The organism is Streptomyces sp. NBC_00012, assembly GCF_045040875.1.
Taxonomy (GTDB): Bacteria; Actinomycetota; Actinomycetes; order Streptomycetales; family Streptomycetaceae; genus Streptomyces.
Map to the genome: position 1 here is coordinate 8348764 of NZ_CP108309.1, position 18357 is coordinate 8367120.

Annotated in this window: 15 protein-coding genes; 10 read left to right on the top strand and 5 right to left on the bottom strand. The window is 70.2% G+C overall.

Annotation, left to right across the window (positions count from 1 at the left end):
* Positions 1-20 precede the first annotated feature (20 nt).
* Positions 21-1208: an ROK family transcriptional regulator gene (locus OHA19_RS37600; protein WP_405708542.1), complete on the bottom strand. Its 1188-nt coding sequence runs from the start codon at positions 1206-1208 to the stop codon at positions 21-23.
* 165 nt (positions 1209-1373) lie between these two features.
* Between OHA19_RS37600 and OHA19_RS37605 the strand changes: the two genes are divergently transcribed.
* From OHA19_RS37605 to OHA19_RS37630, 6 genes are all read left to right on the top strand, one after another.
* Positions 1374-2861, top strand: a complete 1488-nt coding sequence (locus OHA19_RS37605) for a sugar ABC transporter ATP-binding protein (RefSeq protein WP_405708539.1) — start codon at positions 1374-1376, stop codon at positions 2859-2861.
* Positions 2858-3874 carry an ABC transporter permease gene (locus OHA19_RS37610; RefSeq protein ID WP_405708535.1) on the top strand — a complete coding sequence of 339 codons (1017 nt, stop codon included), beginning with the start codon at positions 2858-2860 and terminating at the stop codon, positions 3872-3874. The genes OHA19_RS37605 and OHA19_RS37610 overlap by 4 nt, the downstream gene beginning before the upstream one ends.
* Positions 3871-4878: an ABC transporter permease gene (locus OHA19_RS37615; RefSeq protein WP_405708532.1), complete on the top strand. Its 1008-nt coding sequence runs from the start codon at positions 3871-3873 to the stop codon at positions 4876-4878. The genes OHA19_RS37610 and OHA19_RS37615 overlap by 4 nt, the downstream gene beginning before the upstream one ends.
* Complete coding sequence (locus OHA19_RS37620; protein WP_405708529.1) at positions 4875-6089, top strand: ABC transporter substrate-binding protein; 1215 nt, start codon at positions 4875-4877, stop codon at positions 6087-6089. The genes OHA19_RS37615 and OHA19_RS37620 overlap by 4 nt, the downstream gene beginning before the upstream one ends.
* Entirely contained in the window at positions 6086-6958 is an 873-nt protein-coding gene (locus OHA19_RS37625) for a sugar phosphate isomerase/epimerase family protein (protein ID WP_405708527.1), read from the top strand. The genes OHA19_RS37620 and OHA19_RS37625 overlap by 4 nt, the downstream gene beginning before the upstream one ends.
* Positions 6959-7032: 74 nt before the next feature.
* Positions 7033-10128, top strand: coding sequence for a ThuA domain-containing protein (locus tag OHA19_RS37630; protein ID WP_405721180.1), 3096 nt, complete (start codon positions 7033-7035; stop codon positions 10126-10128).
* Positions 10129-10197: 69 nt separating this feature from the next.
* On the opposite strand, the gene OHA19_RS37635 is transcribed toward OHA19_RS37630, so the two are convergent.
* Positions 10198-11334, bottom strand: coding sequence for an aminoglycoside phosphotransferase family protein (locus OHA19_RS37635; RefSeq protein ID WP_405708524.1), 1137 nt, complete (start codon positions 11332-11334; stop codon positions 10198-10200).
* A gap of 231 nt (positions 11335-11565) precedes the next feature.
* Between OHA19_RS37635 and OHA19_RS37640 the strand changes: the two genes are divergently transcribed.
* Positions 11566-13065 (top strand): hypothetical protein, encoded by a 1500-nt coding sequence (locus tag OHA19_RS37640; protein WP_405708521.1) that lies wholly within the window; start codon positions 11566-11568, stop codon positions 13063-13065.
* A gap of 168 nt (positions 13066-13233) precedes the next feature.
* Here the strand turns inward: OHA19_RS37640 and OHA19_RS37645 are convergent, their stop codons facing one another.
* The gene (locus OHA19_RS37645; protein ID WP_405753098.1) at positions 13234-14703 is read right to left on the bottom strand and encodes a PP2C family protein-serine/threonine phosphatase; all 1470 of its coding nucleotides are present in this window, start codon (positions 14701-14703) and stop codon (positions 13234-13236) included.
* A 393-nt stretch (positions 14704-15096) separates the two neighbouring features.
* On the opposite strand from OHA19_RS37645, the gene rpmG reads away from it, so the two are divergent.
* The gene (gene rpmG, locus OHA19_RS37650) at positions 15097-15261 is read left to right on the top strand and encodes a 50S ribosomal protein L33 (protein ID WP_405708515.1); all 165 of its coding nucleotides are present in this window, start codon (positions 15097-15099) and stop codon (positions 15259-15261) included.
* A 192-nt stretch (positions 15262-15453) separates the two neighbouring features.
* Here rpmG and OHA19_RS37655 read toward each other — a convergent pair whose 3' ends face one another.
* A complete protein-coding gene (locus OHA19_RS37655) occupies positions 15454-16125 on the bottom strand; it encodes a YoaK family protein (protein ID WP_405708512.1) in 672 nt (223 codons plus the stop codon).
* A gap of 198 nt (positions 16126-16323) precedes the next feature.
* Here OHA19_RS37655 and OHA19_RS37660 point away from each other — a divergent pair, with 198 nt between their 5' ends.
* Entirely contained in the window at positions 16324-17100 is a 777-nt protein-coding gene (locus tag OHA19_RS37660; protein ID WP_405708509.1) for a DUF4389 domain-containing protein, read from the top strand.
* 43 nt (positions 17101-17143) lie between these two features.
* The gene (locus OHA19_RS37665) at positions 17144-17659 is read left to right on the top strand and encodes a DinB family protein (RefSeq protein WP_405708506.1); all 516 of its coding nucleotides are present in this window, start codon (positions 17144-17146) and stop codon (positions 17657-17659) included.
* Positions 17660-17735: 76 nt separating this feature from the next.
* Here the strand turns inward: OHA19_RS37665 and OHA19_RS37670 are convergent, their stop codons facing one another.
* A complete protein-coding gene (locus OHA19_RS37670) occupies positions 17736-18290 on the bottom strand; it encodes a cupin domain-containing protein (protein WP_405708503.1) in 555 nt (184 codons plus the stop codon).
* Positions 18291-18357 lie beyond the last annotated feature (67 nt).

The window sequence follows — 18357 nt, forward strand, 5'->3', positions numbered from 1 at the left end:
ACCCGGAGGGGCACTTGCGCTCACCCCGCGACCAGCCGGTTCACCTGCGCGGGAGAAAGCGCGTGCTCGATCGCGAGTATCCCCGCCCCCACCGCCGCCGCGTTCTCACCCGTACGGCTCGGCTCGATCCGCAGCAGCTGGGTGGCCAGCGGATGCGAGCGCCGGTACACCGCCTCCCGGACCCCCGCGAGCAACTGGTCGTGCACGGCGGCCAGGGCGCCGCCCATCACCACCGTGTCCGGATTGAAGAAGTTCACCAGACCGGCGAGGACCTCACCGACCGCTCGCCCGGCCTCCCGGACCATCCGCACGGCGTCCCGGTTCCCGGACCGCACCAGACGTACGACGTCACTGCCCGACGTCGCGTCCAGCCCCAGAGCGACCAGCTTCGCCGCCAGTGACGCACCGCCCGCGACGGCCTCCAGGCAGCCCGAGTTGCCGCACCGGCAGGGATCGTCGAGATCCCCGACCCGAATATGGCCGATGTCGCCCGCGCACCCCTGCGCACCCCGGTGCAGCTTTCCGTCGGCGACGATTCCGCAGCCGATCCCCGTACCTACCTTGATGTACAGCAGATAGCGGCAGTCCGGGAACGCGCGCCGCTGCTCGCCCAGCGCCATCACGTTCACATCGTTGTCGACCAGCGCCCGCACCCCGAAGCGGGAGGCGAAGAACTCCGGGATCGGGTACTGGTGCCAGCCCGGCATGATCGGCGGATCGACCGGACGGCCGGTGGAGAACTCCACCGGACCCGGCACCCCGACGCCGATGGACCGCAGCGTCCTCGGCTCCCGGCGGGTCTCCTCCAGCAGAGCGCGCACGGTGCGTTCCACGTGCCGCAGCACGGAATCGGGGCCGTCCCCGATCGACAGCGGTTCCTCGTGCGAAGCGAGTGTGGTCCCACCGATGTCCATCAGCGCCACCCGGCAGTGCGAGGCCCCCAGGTCCACCCCGGCCACCGCGTGCTCGCGCGTGCGCAGCGCCAGCCGCCGAGGCGGCCGGCCGCCCGTGGAACCGCCGTCGACGTCCTCGTCCACGAGGCCGTGCGCGATCAGCGCGTCCACCCGCTGGGAGACCGTCGAGCGAGCCATTTTGGTGACCCGGGCGATGTCGGCACGGGTCGCGACCGCCCCCGAACCGATCAGTGCGAGCACCTCGCCGGGCGAGTGCGATGCGGCAGCGGAATTGCGATCCGACGGCGAAGACATGTCAGTCACCCTAGGGACGACTTCCGCTGCTCACAAGGCATCCAGTGTTCGGTCATCGGCATAAGTACGGTCCAAGTGACCACAAAACAAAGGTGCTTGAGCTCTTGACACTCCCAATGCCTGTCACGACTCTGCTCTGCAGACCACTGAGCGAGGAGCAGTTCGATGCTGACGATGCAGGGTGTGTCCAAGAGCTTCCTCGGGCTGCGTGTGCTCGAAGGGGTGGGGCTCGACCTCGAAGCCGGAGAAGTGCATGCCCTGGTAGGGGAGAACGGCGCCGGAAAGTCCACCCTGATGAAGATCCTCGCGGGCGAGCACTTACCCGACGAGGGGACCCTCACCATCGACGGCACCGTCCACTCCTTCAGCCACCCGGCCGAGGCCCAGGCCGCCGGGGTCGGCATCATCCACCAGGAGTTCGCACTCCTGACGCACCGCACGGTCGCCGAGAACGTCTTCCTCGGCCGCGAACCGACCAGGTACGGACTGGTCGACCGGCGCGCCATGGAGCGGCGCACCGCCGAACTCCTCGCCGAACTCGACGAGACCGGCATCACCCCGCGGACCCCCGTCCATGAGCTGTCGGTCGCACGCCGGCAGACCGTGGAGATCGTCAAGGCCCTTGCATCGGACGTCCGCATCCTGGTGATGGACGAGCCCACCGCCGCACTCGCCGACCACGAGGTCGAGCGACTCGGTGCCCTCGTACGGCGTCTCACCGCCCGCGGAATCGGCATCCTGTACATCTCGCACCGGCTCCGCGAGGTCTTCGACCTCTCGCAGCGCATCACCGTCCTCAAGGACGGCCGCCGCGTCACCACTCTCGACACCCGGGACACCGACGCCGGCACGGTGGTACGCGCCATGGTCGGACGGGAACTCGGCGCCTACTACCCGCCCCGGGCCGGCCCGGGAGAGCCGGGCGAGGAGCGGCTCACGGTGCGCGGCGGCGGCAACTCCAGGATCGGTGGCATCGATCTGACCCTGCGGGCCGGCGAGGTCGTCGGCGTCGCCGGTCTCCAGGGCTCCGGCCGGACCTCCCTCGCCCGCGCGCTGTTCGGCGCCGCCCCCTTCACCACGGGCACCATGACCGTCGGAGGGCAGCCACTGCGCCCGGCGAACCCCCGCGAAGCCGTCCGGGCCGGGATCGCGCTGGTCACCGAGGACCGCAAGGGGGAGGGCCTCGCACTGCACCAGTCCGTGGCCGACAACGCGCTGCTCGTGACCCGCGCCGTCCCCGCGCGCGGCGGACCGGCCGCCCGCCGCGAGGTGACCGCGCTGCTGGAGCGCGTACGCCTCCATGCCCACGGCGAGGACCAGCAGGTCCAGTACCTGTCCGGCGGCAACCAGCAGAAGGTCGTCATCGCCAAATGGCTCGCCGCCGGCCCCCGGGTGCTGCTCTTCGACGAACCGACCCGCGGCGTCGACGTCGGAGCCAAGGCGGCCATCCACACCCTGGTACGGGAACTGGCACGCGAGGGCCTCGCCGTACTGATCATCTCCTCCGAACTGCCCGAGCTGATCGGCATGAGCGACCGCATTCTCGTCATGTCCGAAGGCCGCCTCGTCGGCGAACTGCCCGCCGGAGCCACGGAAGAGGCGGTCATGCGCGTCGCCACCGGCGGCGACCGTGCCACGGAGGGAGCAGCATGACCGCACTCCGCCCCGACCTGGGCACCCGGCCCCGCACCGACCCGCTGCGGACGGCCCGCCCGCGCCTCACCGGCCCGGTGGCCGGGGTCTGGCTCGCCGCCTTCGCCGTCACCGTGCTCGGCTGGATCGTCGTCGCGGCCCGCGGCGGGGACTTCCTGACCGTGACCAACGTGGTGACGATCCTCCAGAACTGCGTCGCCCTCGGCCTCGTGGCCGTCGGCCAGTCCGTCGTCATCCTCACCGGATCGCTCGACCTCTCCGTCGCCTACCTCATCAGCCTGGGCACCCTCGTCGCCGCGGAGACGATGGAGAGCGGCAGCGTGCTCGTCGCGGTGATCGCCGTCCTCGCCCTCAGCGCCGCCGTCGGCCTGGCCAACGGGCTGATCGTCACCGGCCTCAAGGTCAACGCCTTCATCGCCACCCTCGGCACGGCCTTCATCCTGCGCGGCTGGATCGAGGACAACTACACCGGCCCCGCGGGCAAGGTCCCCGCCTCCTTCCAGCACCTCGGCTACGACCGGATCGGGCCGGTCCCCGTCTCCCTCTTCCTCCTCCTCGCAGTCGCCGTCACCCTCTGGCTGATCACCCGCCGCACCCGGCTCGGTCACCACATGTACGCGACCGGCGGCGACGAGCACGCCGCCCGGCTCTCCGGCGTACGCACCCGGCGCACCGTCGTCACCGCACACCTCCTGTGCTCGCTGTGTGTCGGTGCCGCGGCGCTCTTCCTCGCCGCACGGCTCGGCGCCGGAGCTCCCTGGGCGGGCACCGAGGCCCGCTACGACCTGGAGTCCATCGCCGCCGTCGTCCTCGGCGGCACCGCGCTCGCCGGCGGGCGCGGCGGAGTGGCGGGCACCCTCGGCGGAGTACTCGTCCTCGCCGTGCTCGACAGCGTCTTCAACCAGCTGTCCGTGGACCCCTTCTTCAAGAACGTCGTCCGGGGAGTCGTCATCATCGCGGCCGTCGCCCTCTACGCGCGGGGCCGCCGCACCCCGCAGGGGAGGACCGCATGACCACCGTCGCCCGGGCGCCCGCCGGCCGCCGTGTCCTGCGCGCCCTCACCACCGGCACCCCCGTCTACCTCCTGCTCGCGGTGCTCCTGGCCGCACTCGCCCTGACCGACCCGGGCTTCTACGAACCCGACCGCTTCCTCTCCTTCGTCAAGCGCGCCGCACCCCTCGTGATCCTCGCGGCCGGCCAGTACCTGGTCATCGTCTGCGGCGAGTTCGACCTCTCCGTCGGGGCGATCGTCACCGCCGGGGTGGTCGTCGCCGCCGAACTGTACGGCTCGTTCCCGGCCGCACCCTGGCTGCTCGTCACCGCGGTCCTGCTGCTCGCCGGAGCCCTCGCCGGACTCGTCAGCGGACTGATCACCACCCTGCTGCGCGTGCCTTCCTTCATCACCACGCTCGGCATGATGCTGATCCTCGAAGGTGCCGTCTTCTTCTGGACCGGGGGTTCACCGCACGGCGCGCTGCCCGCGGAGTTCCGCAGGCTCGGGCGCGGCACCGTGTTCGGCTGGCTGCCGTGGGCCGTACTCGCCTGCGTCGTCGCGGGCCTCCTGGCCGTACGCCTGATGCGATCCGACTTCGGCCGTACGCTCCTCGCCACCGGCGACAGCGAACGCGCCGCGGCGCTCGCCGGAGTACGGGTCGTACGGGCCCGGACCATCGCCTTCGTCCTCTCCGGCGTCGCGGCCGCGCTCGCGGCGGTACTCGTCGGCGGCTTCTCCGGAGTGTCGGCGCAGGCGGGCCGGGGCTACGAGTTCGAGGCGATCACCGCTGTCGTCCTGGGCGGTGTGGTGCTCGGCGGCGGCCGGGGCTCCGTCCTCGCGGCGATGGCCGGGGCGTTCTCGCTCCAGGCACTGTTCACCCTGCTCAACCTCCAGGGCGTCTCCGGCGCACTGGAGTCGACCGTGCAAGGCGTCATCGTCATCGCAGCCGTCGCCCTCGGCGCAGCCGACTGGTCCCGGCTGCGCCGCCGCGGCAACGAACCCCCGGGAGCGAAAACCTCATGAGTACGCGAAAGCTCGGACACTTCCTCGCGCCGGTCGCCGCCCTGCTCGGCGCGGCCCTGCTCGCGGGCTGCACCAGCGACGCACCGCCCGACGCGCCCGCCGCCGGAGCGAGCGGCAGCACGGGCGACCCGGGCACCGGCAAGCAGTCGGAGTTCTTCGACCGGGCCGAGTACGACCGTCAGCTCGGCCTCGCCGGGGTGACCCCGCAGGGGCCCGCCGGAAGGCCGTGGGAGCAGATGCTCCGCCCGGAGCTCGTCGACACCGCCCAGTACAGGAGGAAGGGCTCCGGCGGAATCCGGCTCTGCTTCTCCAACGCCGGGGTCTTCAACCCCTGGCGTCAGGTCGGCCTCAAGAACATGCGGGCCGAGGCCGCGCTCCACAAGGAGATCGCCGAGTTCACCGTTCTCGACGCGCAGGGCAAGGACGACAAGCAGATCTCCGACATCCAGGAGCTCGCCGGCCAGGACTGCGACGCCCTGATCGTCTCCCCGAACACCACGGCCACCCTCACTCCCGCCGTCGAGCAGGCCTGCGGAAAGGTGCCCGTGATCGTCTTCGACCGGGGCGTCGTGACCGACTGCGCCGTCACCTTCATCAATCCGATCGGCGGCTACGGATACGGGGCGGTCGCCGCCGACTTCCTCGTCGCGAAGGTGAAGCCCAAGGGGAAGATTCTCGCACTGCGGATCTCCCCTGGCGTCGATGTGCTGGAGACCCGCTGGTCCGCGGCGAAGCTCGCGTTCGACAGGAGCGGACTCGACGTCGTGGACGTGAAGTTCACCGACGGCGACCCGGCGAAGACCAAGGCGATCGTCACCGACGCACTCACCCGCAACGGCGACATCGACGGAGTCTGGATGGACTCCGGAGCGACCTCCGTCGCCGCCGTCGAGGCGTTCGAGGACGCGGGCAAGGACGTACCGCCCATCACCGGCGAGGATCAGCAGGACTTCCTCCAGGCATGGAAGGAGAAGAAGCTCACCGCGATCGCCCCCTCGTACCCCACCTTCCAGTGGCGCACGCCGATCATCGCCGCGCTGAGGATCCTCAAGGGGCAGCAGGTCCCCAAGGAGTGGAAGCTCCCGCAGCCCACCGTCACCCAGGACACCCTGGACCGGTACTACAAGCCCGGCATGCCGCCGCTGCACTACGCCATGTGCGGATGCGAGAACCTCCCCGGATTCCCGGAGAAATGGGGAGGCAAGAAGTGACCGCCGCCTTCCCGCTCGGTGCCAACCCGTGGATCTGGCACTCGCCGGTGACGTACGAAACGCTGGGCGACGTGCTGCCGAAGCTGTCCGCGTGGGGCTTCGACTGCGTCGAGATCCCGCTGGAGAACGAACGGGACTGGGCGCCCGCATCCGTGGCCAAGCTCCTCGACGCCTCCGGGCTCGCCCCCGCCGCGGTGATTGCCGTCATGCCGCCCGGCCGCGACCTCGTCCGCACCGACCCGCAGATCGTCCGGGTCACCCAGGACTACCTGTACCGGTGCGTCGACGCCGCCCGGGCCCTCGGCGCCCCGACCGTCGCCGGACCCATGTATGCGGCGGTGGGCCGCACCTGGCGGATGGACCGCGCCGAACGTGCCGCCGCGTACGAGGAGTTGCGGGAGAACCTCGCCCCCGTCGTCGAGCACGCCCGCATGGCGGGGGTGCGGCTCGCCGTGGAACCCCTCAACCGGTACGAGACGAGCCTGCTCAACACCGTGGACCAGACCCTGGAAGCGCTGACCGGGCTCCCCGAGAACACGATCGGCCTCGCGCTCGACGTGTACCACCAGAACATCGAGGAACGCTCGCTGCCCGGCGCCATACACCGCGCGGCGGGCCGCATCGTCCACGTCCAGGTGTGCGCCAACGACCGGGGCACTCCCGGCGCCGACTCCCTCGACTGGCCCGGCTTCCTTGCCGCGCTCACCACGTGCGGGTACTGGGGCCCGCTCTGTATCGAGTCCTTCACCGCGCACAACGACACCATCGCGGTCGCCGCCTCGGTCTGGCGGCCGCTCGCCGGCACCCAGGACAGCATCGCCACCGACGGCCTGGCCTTCCTGCGCCACGCCCTGAGCACTGTCCCGTAACTCCGCCCGTCCGCAATCCGCAGAGAGAGGACCCGCTCGTGAGCCGTCAACGATTGCTCTGTCATGTCCGCGACATGCGGCGTACGTTCATCGCGCTGGTGGGAGCACTGCTCCTCGCGCTGACCGCACTGCCCGCCACCGCAGCCACCACCGGCAAGGCCCCCGCCTTCCGCGCTCTGCTCTTCACCCGCGCCGTCGGCTATGTGCACGCCTCCATCCCGGCCGGGATCCAGATGTTCGAGCAGGAGGCGGCGGCAGGCGGCTTCGAGCTCGTCGAGACCGCCGACCCCGCGGTCTTCGACCCGGCGAAGCTCAAGGACTTCGACGTCATCGTCATGCTGCAGAACTCCGGCATGGTCTGGGACACCGACGCCCAGCGCGAAGCGATGCAGACCTACGTACGTGGCGGTGGCGGCGTCGTCGCCCTCCACAACACCCTCGACATGGGCATCGAGGACAGCTTCCCCTGGTGGGACGAGGCCATCAACGGCGGCGTCCACATGCCCGCCCACTCACCCGGTGTCCTCCAGGGCACCGCCAAGGTCGCCGACCGCGTCCACCCCTCCACCGCGGGACTCCCCGAACGCTGGGAGCGCCCCGAGGAGTGGTACAACTTCGACCGGAACCCCCGCGGTGACGTCCATGTGCTGGTCACCGCCGACGAGACCACGTACAACCCCGGCGGCTCCGCCATGGGCGCCGACCACCCGATCTCCTGGTGCCGCAACACCGAGGGCGGCCGGGTCTGGGCGACCGCCATGGGCCACGACACCGCCTCGTACAGCGAAGCCGCCTTCCGTACCCATGTGATGGGCGGCCTCGAGTGGGCCGCGGGCAACAAGCCCGGCGACTGCGGCGGCACCGTCTGGAGCGGCTACGAGAAGGTCACCCTCGACGACAACACCGCGGACCCGATGGAACTCGACGTCGCCAAGGACGGACGGGTCTTCTACGTCCAGCGCAGCGGCGAGATCAACATCTACGACCCGGCGACCCACGCCACCACCACCGCCGGAAAGCTCGACATCTACACCGGCGGCGAGGACGGCCTGGTCGGCATGGAGCTCGACCCGGACTTCACGAAGAACCACTGGATCTACCTCTACTACGCCCCCGCGGGCGCCTCCGAGGACGTCAACCGGCTCTCCCGCTTCACGGTCAAGGGCAACACCCTCGACCCCGCCAGCGAGAAGAAGCTCCTCGACGTCCCCGCCTACCGCGACCGCAGCTTCCCCGAGCCCGGCCACACCGGAGGCGCCGTCGAATTCGGCCCCGGCCGCACGCTCTACCTCGGCGTCGGCGACGACACCCCGCCCAACCTCGACCCGAACTGGCAGGGATACGCCCCGCTCGACTGGCGCGAGGGCAAGCAGATGCTGGACGCCGCCCGCACCGCGGGCAACACGAACGACCTGCGCGGCAAGATCCTGCGCATCAAGCCGAAGGACTCCGGCGGCTACACCATTCCCAAGGGCAACCTCTTCGCCCCCGGCACGGCCAGGACCCGACCCGAGATCTACGCGATGGGCTTCCGCAACTCGTTCCGCTTCACCGTCGACCCCAGGACGGGCTACGTCCACGCCTCCGACTACGGCCCGGACCGCGGACTGCCCACCACCGACCGGGGACCCGAGGGCCTCGTCGAGTACAACGTCATCAAGAAGGCGGGCAACTTCGGCTGGCCGTTCTGCCACGGCAACAACCAGGCATACGCACCGTACAACCCCGACACCAAGGAAGTCGGCCCCAAGTTCGACTGCGCCAACCCGGTCAACCCCTCGCCCAACAACACCGGTCTGACCGAACTCCCGACCGTCCAGCAGCCGGAGATCTGGTACGGCTACGGCGCATCCGAGGAGTTCCCCGAGGTCGGCAGCGGCGGCTCCGCCCCGATGAGCGGACCGGTCTACCACTACGACGGAAAGAACCCGTCCACCACGAAGTTCCCCGCCTACTTCGAGGGCGCAAGCTTCTTCTACGAGTGGTCGCGCAACTACGTCAAGGAAGTCCGCTTCGACAAGGACCAGAAGGTCCTGAAGATCAATGACTTCCTCTCCTCCCAGAAGTTCAACAAGCCGATGGACATGACGTTCGGGCCCGACGGCTCGCTCTACGTCCTCGAATGGGGCAGCTCGTTCGGCGGCGGCAACAACGACTCCGGGCTCTACCGCGTCGACTACGCACAGGGCCGGCGCGCACCGGTGGCCAAGGCCGCCGCCTCCGCCACTGACGGCCCCGTGCCGCTGAAGGTCGACTTCTCCAGCGAGGGCAGCAGCGACCCGGACGGAGACGCGCTCGGCTACGCCTGGGACTTCGACGGCGACGGCACCTATGACTCCACCGAGGCGTCCCCCAGCCACACCTACACGGCCAGGGGCGACTTCGCCGCCCAGCTGAAGGTCACCGACTCCACCGGCAAGTCCGGCTACGCCAACATCCCCGTCACGGCGGGCAATACGGCACCGAAGGTGACCATCGAATTCCCGGTCAGCGGCAAACTCATCGAGTTCGGCGACAAGATCCCGTACAAGGTCACGGTCACCGACCCCGAGGACGGCCCGGTCGACTGCTCCAAGGTCACCATCAACCCCGCCCTGGGCCACGACGACCACGAGCATCCCACCACCGACATCCCCGGCTGCGAGGGGACCGTGGAAACCGGTGATCTGGGCGGCCACCCCGAAGGCGCGGACCTCACCTACGTACTCAACGCCAAGTACACCGACAAGGGCGGCGACGGCGTCTCCGCCCTGACCGGCTACGGCCGCGCCGTGCTCCAGCCCAAGCACAAGCAGGCGGAGTACTACGACGCCCAGTCCGGCACCCGGATCGTCGCCCAGGAAGGAGCCGAGAACGGCAAGCGGATCGGAGACGTCTCCGACGGCGACTGGGTCGCCTTCGACCCGATGAGCGTCGAAGGCATCGGCACGGTCAGCTACCGGCTGTCCTCACCCAACGGGGTCGGCGCGATCGAACTCCGAGCGGACGCCGCCGACGGCCCGCTGCTCGCCACCACCCCGGTGCCCAACACGGGTGGCTGGGACAACTACCAGGCGACGCCGCCCGTGCCGGTCCAGGAACTGAAGGGAACTCACAAGCTGTACCTCGTCTTCACGTCCCCGCAGGACAACTCGTTCGACGTGGACGCGGTGGACTTCAAGAGTCCCTGACCGCACTTCGGCGTGCTGCGGGTCCGGTGTGTCGGCATCGGACCCGCAGCACGCATCCCCCTGGCAGGGTCAGCGGGTGCCGACCGCGGCACGCACCGCCCTGCGGGCCATCGCGCAGTCGTCGTGCAGTCGGCGCAGCAACAGCCGCTGCTCCTCGCCCGACGACAGCGCACCCGGGCGCTCCTGGCCGGCCCCCGAGCCCGTCGACTCGCGCATGGCCCGCTGGACGGCCGTCTCATAGGTACGGATCTCGCGGGTCAGCACCAGCATCAGGTTCACCAGGAAGGCGTCCCTGGAATCCGGTCCGGCTGCCTGCGCCAGCTGGCTGATCTGACGTCGCGCCGACGGTGCGTCCCCCAGAACCGTCCAGAGCGTCGCCAGGTCGTAGCCGGGCAGATACCAGCCCGCGTGCTCCCAGTCGACCAGCACCGGACCTGTGGGCGACAGCAGGATGTTGGAGAGCAGCGCGTCACCGTGACAGAACTGCCCCATGCCCTGACGGCCGCCCGCGTGCGCCAGACCGTGCAGCAGCTTCTGCAGATCGCCCAGATCCCGGTCCGTGAAGAGCCCCAGCTCGTGATAGCGCGCGATCCGCGAGGCGTAGTCGAGCGGAGCGTCGAACAGCCCCGGCGCCGGCCGCCAGGCGTTGACCCGGCTGATCGCGCCCAGCGCGGCCCGGATATCGGCCCGGGGCGGAGCCTCCGAGGGGTGTCTGGTCAACGCGGCCACCCGGCCCGGCATCCGCTCGATCACCAGGGTGCAGTTCTCCGGATCGGCCGCGATCAGACGCGGCACGCGCACCGGCGGACGGTGCCGGACGAACGCACGATATGCAGCTATTTCATGGCGGAACCGCTCCGACCATGCGGGGGAGTGGTCCAGTAAACACTTGGCGACCGCGGTCGCTCGGCCGGTGGTGCCGACCAGCAGCACCGAACGGCCGCTGCGGCGCAGCACCTGGACCGGGTTGAACTCGGGGCAGATCCGGTGCACCGAGGCGATCGCCATTCTCAGCTGCGCCCCCTGCGCGCCGGACAGGTCCAGCCGGCCGCTGAGCGGCGGGCCGACCATCCCGGCCGGCCGACGCGGCCGGACCGTGCCGGGCGCCGGGGGAGCGGCGTGCGGAGACAGATACGGACCGCCGCCCGCCCCCAGGGGACGGAGCGGCCGGGGCGGGGCGGTCACGGAGGACGATGCTGTGTACATGGGCGAGACAGATCCCTTCGCGCGCCGACAAGTTGCGTACACCGCCCCGGCCGGCGGCCGTTCGGCACCCTGGGGAGTACCTAGGGCTGCCGGGCGGGGTGGCGCTTTCCTACCTGACACCGGCAGACGGGTGGCAGACCAACTGGCGGACCCTGGCGAACCCTGGCGAATTGTCGCAAGGCCTCTGACAGGGGGTTACTGTCAACACAGCCGAGAACCTGGGGGCTTGACGTGACCGGAGAACCCAACACCCGCCTGTCCGACCTGTTCGGCCTCGCCGGCTGGTCCAAGGGCGAACTCGCGAGAATGGTGAACAGAAAGGCGGCGGCCATGGGCCACCCGCAACTGGCCACCGACACTTCGCGGGTGAGGCGTTGGATCGACATGGGGGAGTCCCCCCGCGATCCCGTGCCCAAGGTGCTGGCTGCCCTGTTCACCGAGCGACTCGGTCGTGTCGTGACCATCGAGGACCTCGGGTTCGGCCGACGCGGGCGTGTGGGGAAACGGCGAGAGGCCGGGACGCAGGACAATCCCGACGGACTGCCGTGGGCGCCCGAGCGGACGGCAGCGGTCCTCACCGAATTCACGGGAATGGACCTCATGCTCAACCGACGCGGCTTGGTGAGCGCGGGCGCCGCGCTCGCCGCAGGATCGACCATCACCGGCCCCATGCACGACTGGCTGCACTCCGACCCCGTACTGGCGGCCGACGCGCCACGGATCGAGGACCCGCTGCACGCGGACCCCGCCGGTTTCGACCGGTACGAGGCCGCACCCATCGGGTCGGACGAGATCGAGGCGCTGGAGCGGTCCGTCGAGGTGTTCCGCGCCTGGGACGCCTCACGGGGCGGCGGACTCCAGCGCAAGGCCGTGGTGGGCCAGCTCAACGAGGTGGGCGGCATGCTCGCCTACCGCCACCCCGAACATCTCCAGCGACGGCTCTGGGGCGTCGCGGCCAACCTAGCCGTACTCGCGGGATGGATGTCCCACGACATCGGCCTCGAACCGACCGCCCAGAAGTACTTCATCATCGCGGCACACGCGGCGCGCGAGGGCGGCGACCGTCCCCGCGCGGGTGAGGCGCTCTCCAGGGCGGCCCGTCAGATGGTGCATCTGGGCCGTCCCGACGACGCCCTGGACCTGATGAAGCTCGCCAAGTCCGGCTCCGGGGACATGGTTCTGCCCCGGACCCAGGCGATGCTGCACACCATCGAGGCCTGGGCACACGCAGCCATGGGCCGCGGCCAGGCGATGCGGCGCACCCTGGGCAAGGCCGAGGAACTCTTCACCGCGGACAAGAGCGATGTGCCGCCGCCCAGTTGGATGCAGATGTTCGACGAGGCGGACATGCACGGCATGCAGGCCCTGGCGTTCCGCACGCTCGCCGAACACGATCCGTCGGCCGCGATCGTGGCCCAGCGCCACGCCAAACTGGCGCTGGAGCTGCGGGCCAACGGGCGCCAGCGGTCCAAGATCTTCGACTACATCTCGCTCGCCTCGGCCTGTTTCATCGCCGACGATCCCGAGCAGGCCGACCGGTACGCGCGACTCGCCCTGGTGACGATGGGCGAGACCTCTTCGCACCGCACCTGGGACCGGCTGCGCGAAATGTACCGGCTCACGGGCCAGTTCGCGGGCTACGCGAAGATCGAGGACCTGAGGGAGGAGATCAAGCTCTCCCTGCCGCAGAGCTCCATCATCAAGCAGCGCAGGCGGTCGTCGGAGATCTGACATGAGGGCGCCGCGACGAAGGGGCGCCGAGCACAGACCGTCCGATCACCGGCCTTCCTGCTACCCGCCGTCCGGGCACCGCACCCGCATACGCGCTCGCACTCCCGTGCACTGCGCCGTGTCCGACGTTCCGCGTTGGTCCGTGCCCTGTACGCGTGCCGCCGTGCGCTACGCCCCGACGCGGGCGACCAGCACACAGGCGTCGTCCAGGCGTTCGGTGCCGCCGAACTCCGCGACGACGGTCCGCAGGCACTCCTGTGCCGAACGGGCCTGCGCGAACCGCGGGGCCAGAGCCAGCAGCGCGTCCGGGCCCGCACCCCGGTCGCTGTGACGGTTCAGTCCGTCGGTGTGCAGTACCAGCACATCGCCGGGCAGCAGGTGCACCTCGTCCTGTTCGTACGCGACCCCCGAGGCCGCGCCGAGCAGGACTCCGTCCGGCGCGGGCAACGGACACCCCACTCCGTCGCGGAACAGCAACGGCGCGGGGTGTCCGGCCTGCGCCCAGGTGAGGGTGCCGGTGGACGGATCCAGACGGCAGCACACCGCGCTGCCGAGAGCGGGTTGGACGGAGGACTCCAGTAGCTGATTGAGGTGCCCCATCAGGGCATCCGGCTCGATGCCGGCCACAGCCATTCCGCGCAGTGCGCCCAGCAGCATCGCCATGGCCGAGGTGGCCTGGATGCCGTGGCCGGTCAGATCACCGACCGTGAGCACGGTCCTTCCGTCCGGCATTTCCAGCGCGTCGTACCAGTCGCCGCCGATGAGTGAACTCGACTCCGACGGAAGGTAGTGCGCCGCGATGTCCAGTGCGCCGGGCCCCTGCGAGGGCAGCCGCAGGGAGCCACGCCACGGGGGGAGCACGGCCTCCTGGAGCTCGACCGCCAGGCGGTGCTCGGTCTGCGCCCGGTGCTCCCGGCCGCGCAGCGAGTCATGGCTCCGGCGCACCGCCTGCTGGCTGCGCCGCAGCTCGCTGACATCGCGCAGGACCGCCCACATGGAGGCGGTGCACCCGTTCGGGTCGAGGACGGGCTCGCCCATCATGTGGAGAGTGCGAATCCGGCCGTCGGTCCGCATGATGCGGAACTCGCCGTCTATCGGCTTGCCGTCCACCAGGCAGTCGGTCACCAGGGCGGTGAGCAGGGGCTGGTCCTCGGGAAGAAGCATGGAGGGGAGCTCGTCGAGCGAGAGCGGTCCGGCGGCGAGGGGGCGGCCGAAGATCTGGAACAGTTCCTCGGACCAGCTGACGTCGTCGGTGAGCAGATTCCACTCCGCGCTGCCCACCCGGCCGATCAGCGATCCCGGCTTCGGCTCGTCGTAACGCTCCCACGCGCTTCTCTCCGGCGCGCCCTGCGCGTCCTCCGGGACCGAGGGCTCCGCGAGGTGCTGTGAGGTCCGGGTCGGCAGGCCCTCCCTGAGCTGTCCCAGATGCGCGCCGAGGTCGTCGAGATGGTGGACCGCCAGATCGCAGAGCGCCCGCTGCCAGCGCAGCTGCGGATCCTCCTCGTCGGTCAGCACCGTGTCCCGCCGCACGGCGTCCACATCGCCACGGAGCCGAAGGGTCCGGTTGATCAGCGCATCGACGGCGTCGCGTTCGGGTGGCTGTGGGGCGGGGCGGTCCGCAGACAGATGGGACGGCATCTCGTACTCCGATACAGGCGCGGCACGACCAGGTCTGAAAGGTGGACCGAAGACGACTGTCGCACAGCCCGCGGGAGGCCGTAAGGGATTTGGCAACACTCGAGACGTTGTTGCTTCTGGCATATGTCACAGGCTGCGCATGGCGCTGATCCGTCGAACGCCCTTGCCATCGGCGGATGTTGACGCAAGTCATCCGGCGTGTTTGGACGGTTGTGCGACCGGGTGCGTCGGTTCGACGTCGCGCGCCCGGCCTGATCGGGGGGCATATGCGAGGCGTCGTCGGCCGCGTGGTGGGAATGCGGCGGCGGTCCGCCATGTTACGTCACCAGAACGAAAATGACACCCATTCTCGTCACGAGAGGGTGGGGTCGGCGTGAAAGCCTGGAGGCACCCATGGCCCGCAGTGAGGTCCGTCCCGTCGTCACGCTCCGGTCGACGGCTGGAACGGGGCAGAGCTATGTGACCCGCAAGAGCCGCCGGAACAACCCCGACCGGCTGGTGCTGCGCAAGTTCGACCCCGTGGTGGGGCAGCATGTGCTCTTCCGTGAGGAGCGCTGACCGCGAAGCCGCCGGAGGGCCGCGTTCCGTGCTGTGGATCACAGTGCGGGGTGCGCGTTTCCGGGAACGGGATGCGGTGGTTTATCGTTCACCTATATGTGGATGTCGCGCACCGCGCCCACCATTGAGCCGCCCCGGCTGGATTCCCCCGATCCGGCCGGGGCTTTCCTCTTTCTCGGGCATCGTCGCAGGTCAGCCCTTGGGCGCCGCTCCGCGCGCCCGCTCGGCCAGCAGTGCGCCCGCCGCCGGAACCACCGCCACCACGGCTGCCGCGTCAGGCCACAGGCGTACGGTCAGCGCGGTCACGCCCGCGCCCGCCACGACCGCGATCAGCCGGCCGGCCACCCAGCGGTCGCCCTGCTCCCATGACCGCAGAGCAGCCCGGCCGACGAGGGCGGTGAGCGTGCCGGTGAAATAGTTGGTGGGTGTCGAGCGGATCCGGCCCTGGATGCCCATGGCCACGGCGATGAGCACCAGCAGCCCCAACCGGTCCCCGTCCGAACTGATCAGCTCCAGCGCCCAGAGCACGGCCCCGGCCGCCAGCAGAGTCACCTCCACCAGCAGCATCACCGGCAGTGACCACCGCAGCCGGTCACTCATCCGTGCACCGCAGCCGACGCCGACGGCGTAGGCGGCCAGAGCGGTGACCACCCGCAGCGCCACCCCCTGCTCTCCGCCACCGGCGACAGAAGCGCCCAGCAGCACCAGATTCCCGGTCATCACCCCGGCGAAGACCTGGCCGACGCAGATGAAGACAAACGCGTCGGCCGCCCCGGAAGCGGCCGACAGGAGCAGCAGGGCCCATTCGCCCCAGGGGCCGGGCTCGACGCGGCGGGGGGCGGAAGGGCGGGTGGGAGTGGACACTCCTGCATTCTCGGTTCGAGCCCGTTGCACCGCGACGCTGACGCGCCCTTCCGCTTCCCTCCGGCCGCTCGCGCGCTGCGAACGGCCAGGGGCACCCGTTCGGCCCGTGGCCGCTTGCGGGGCGCGCCCACCCGGCCCAGCGTGGGGGGACGTCGTGCGCGCCGACGGCGTACGACCCGCCCGCCGACGAGGAGAGACATGGCCGACGCCCAGTGGAGTCCGGGCCCGAGGGCATGGACCGCCGCCGAGTGGCTGCCCGTGCTGGACGTCGTCGAGCCGCCCCGGCAGCGCCGGCTCACCGTGCTGGTGCGGCTAATTCTCCTGATCCCGCACTTCATCGTGCTGTTCTTCCTGTACATCGCGGCCGCGCTGACCGTCATCGTGGGGTGGTTCGCCGCGCTGTTCCTGGGGCGGCTGCCCGAACCGGTCTTCCGGTTCCTCGCCGGATGCCTCGGCTACCAGATACGGGTCGGCGCGAGCAGCATGCTGCTCGTGGACCGCTATCCGCCGTTCGCCCTCGACCCGCCGCCGGACTGTCCGGTCCGGATCGAGGTCCGGCCCACCGCTCTCAACCGCCTGGCCGTCTTCTTCCGCCTGATCCTGATGATCCCGGCGGCCGTCGTGCAGGGTCTCGTCATGTCCGGCTGGTGGGCGGTCGCGATCATCTGGTGGCTGATCACCTTGATCCTGGGACGAATGCCCCGCCCCCTCTTCGAGGCCACGGCCGCCGCGCTCCGCTACGAAATGCGCTTCGGGGCCTACGCCATGATGCTCACCCCGGCCTATCCCAAGGGCTTCTTCGGCGACGACGACCTCTCCGTACCGCAGCAGCAGGCACGTTCCGCCACGCGGCCCCTCGTCATGAGCGGTGCGGGGAAGGGGCTGCTCGTCCTGTTCCTGGTGCTCGGGTTGGCCACCTCCATCACCACCTCCACCACGACCACCTGGTCGAACGAGCCCACCGACAGCATGTGAAAAACCCTGTCCGGTGCCGCCGCGGACGAGGCGTGATCACGCCATGACATGGAAAACGCCTGAGGTAACGCGAGTGCCGGGCTCACTCGTTGCCGGTGAGCGGGAGATGCTCACGGGCTATCTCGCATGGTTCCGCAGCTGCCTGCTGCACAAGTGCACGGGCCTGACCGGGGAGCAACTCGCCGAACAGACCGTACAGCCGTCGAATCTCACCCTGCTGGGACTGATCCGCCATATGGCGAAGGTCGAACGCGTCTGGTTCCGGGAGCGGTTCGCCGGTCAGTCGTTCGACTCCATGTATGACCCGGAGAAGGGCAAGGACGCGGACTTCGAGGACCTGGACCCGTCCCGGGCGGCCGAGGACTATGCCCGTCTGGTCGAGGAGTGCAGGCTCGCGGACGAGATCGTCGCCAATGCCTCGCTGGACGACACCTTCGTCCATGGTGGCGAGGAGTACTCGCTCCGGCTGATCCATCTGCACATGATCGGTGAGTACGCGCGCCACACCGGCCACGCGGACCTGGTGCGCGAGGGTGTCGACGGTGTGACGGGCTGGTGACGCCCCGCTCAGCGGGGCTCGGCGCGGCTGAGTGTGTCTGAAGGACGTGCGCAGCCGTGCCGGGCCCACCGGCCCGTCAACCGGCGTCGGGCTCGTCACCCAGCACGTACAGCTCCGGCAGATTGACGACGACCGCCTCCTGGGTGCTGCGGGCGATCACCACGACCGCCTCTTCGTCGGCGCTGGGATTCTCCTCGCGGTGCGGTACGAACGGCGGTACGAAGATGTAGTCACCGGGGGAGGTACGGATCCGGACTTCCTCGGCCGCCCCGCTCGAATCGTCGAGGAAGACGAACTCCGGGTGTCCCTCGACCACATGGATCGCCGTCTCGGACTCGCCGTGGTGATGGTTGGACGAGGCGGTTCGCGCCGCCACGTGGGTCTGGCCCATCCAGATGCGCCGCGACCCGACCGTGTTGCCGCTGATCGCGGCGAACCGCCGCATGCCGTCCGTCTGCGCGGTGTCGCCGTCGAGCGCGTCGGCGCGGATGTGGTGGAGCCGGGCGTGCAGCGGGAGTCCGTGGCCGGCCGCGTCGTCACCGCTCTCGTCGTGGCCGGGCAGGTCGGGATGGAAGGCGTCGTGGCCGGCGGAACCGGACGGGCCGGGCGGGGGAGTGGCGTGGGAGGGCATGGCATTTCCTGCTCGTCGGGGGCGGGCACGGTCCGTGCCCGCCCCCGAGGCTATGCCGTGGGTCCGG

What these genes read in the sequence shown, in the direction of transcription:
- OHA19_RS37600 (WP_405708542.1), bottom strand. Translation starts at nt 1,208, where the DNA reads ATGTCTTCGCCGTCGGATCGCAATTCCGCTGCCGCATCGCACTCGCCC.
- OHA19_RS37605 (WP_405708539.1), top strand. Translation starts at nt 1,374, where the DNA reads ATGCTGACGATGCAGGGTGTGTCCAAGAGCTTCCTCGGGCTGCGTGTG.
- OHA19_RS37610 (WP_405708535.1), top strand. Translation starts at nt 2,858, where the DNA reads ATGACCGCACTCCGCCCCGACCTGGGCACCCGGCCCCGCACCGACCCG.
- OHA19_RS37615 (WP_405708532.1), top strand. Translation starts at nt 3,871, where the DNA reads ATGACCACCGTCGCCCGGGCGCCCGCCGGCCGCCGTGTCCTGCGCGCC.
- OHA19_RS37620 (WP_405708529.1), top strand. Translation starts at nt 4,875, where the DNA reads ATGAGTACGCGAAAGCTCGGACACTTCCTCGCGCCGGTCGCCGCCCTG.
- OHA19_RS37630 (WP_405721180.1), top strand. Translation starts at nt 7,033, where the DNA reads ATGCGGCGTACGTTCATCGCGCTGGTGGGAGCACTGCTCCTCGCGCTG.
- OHA19_RS37635 (WP_405708524.1), bottom strand. Translation starts at nt 11,334, where the DNA reads ATGTACACAGCATCGTCCTCCGTGACCGCCCCGCCCCGGCCGCTCCGT.
- OHA19_RS37645 (WP_405753098.1), bottom strand. Translation starts at nt 14,703, where the DNA reads ATGCCGTCCCATCTGTCTGCGGACCGCCCCGCCCCACAGCCACCCGAA.
- rpmG (WP_405708515.1), top strand. Translation starts at nt 15,097, where the DNA reads ATGGCCCGCAGTGAGGTCCGTCCCGTCGTCACGCTCCGGTCGACGGCT.
- OHA19_RS37660 (WP_405708509.1), top strand. Translation starts at nt 16,324, where the DNA reads ATGGCCGACGCCCAGTGGAGTCCGGGCCCGAGGGCATGGACCGCCGCC.
- OHA19_RS37665 (WP_405708506.1), top strand. Translation starts at nt 17,144, where the DNA reads ATGACATGGAAAACGCCTGAGGTAACGCGAGTGCCGGGCTCACTCGTT.
- OHA19_RS37670 (WP_405708503.1), bottom strand. Translation starts at nt 18,290, where the DNA reads ATGCCCTCCCACGCCACTCCCCCGCCCGGCCCGTCCGGTTCCGCCGGC.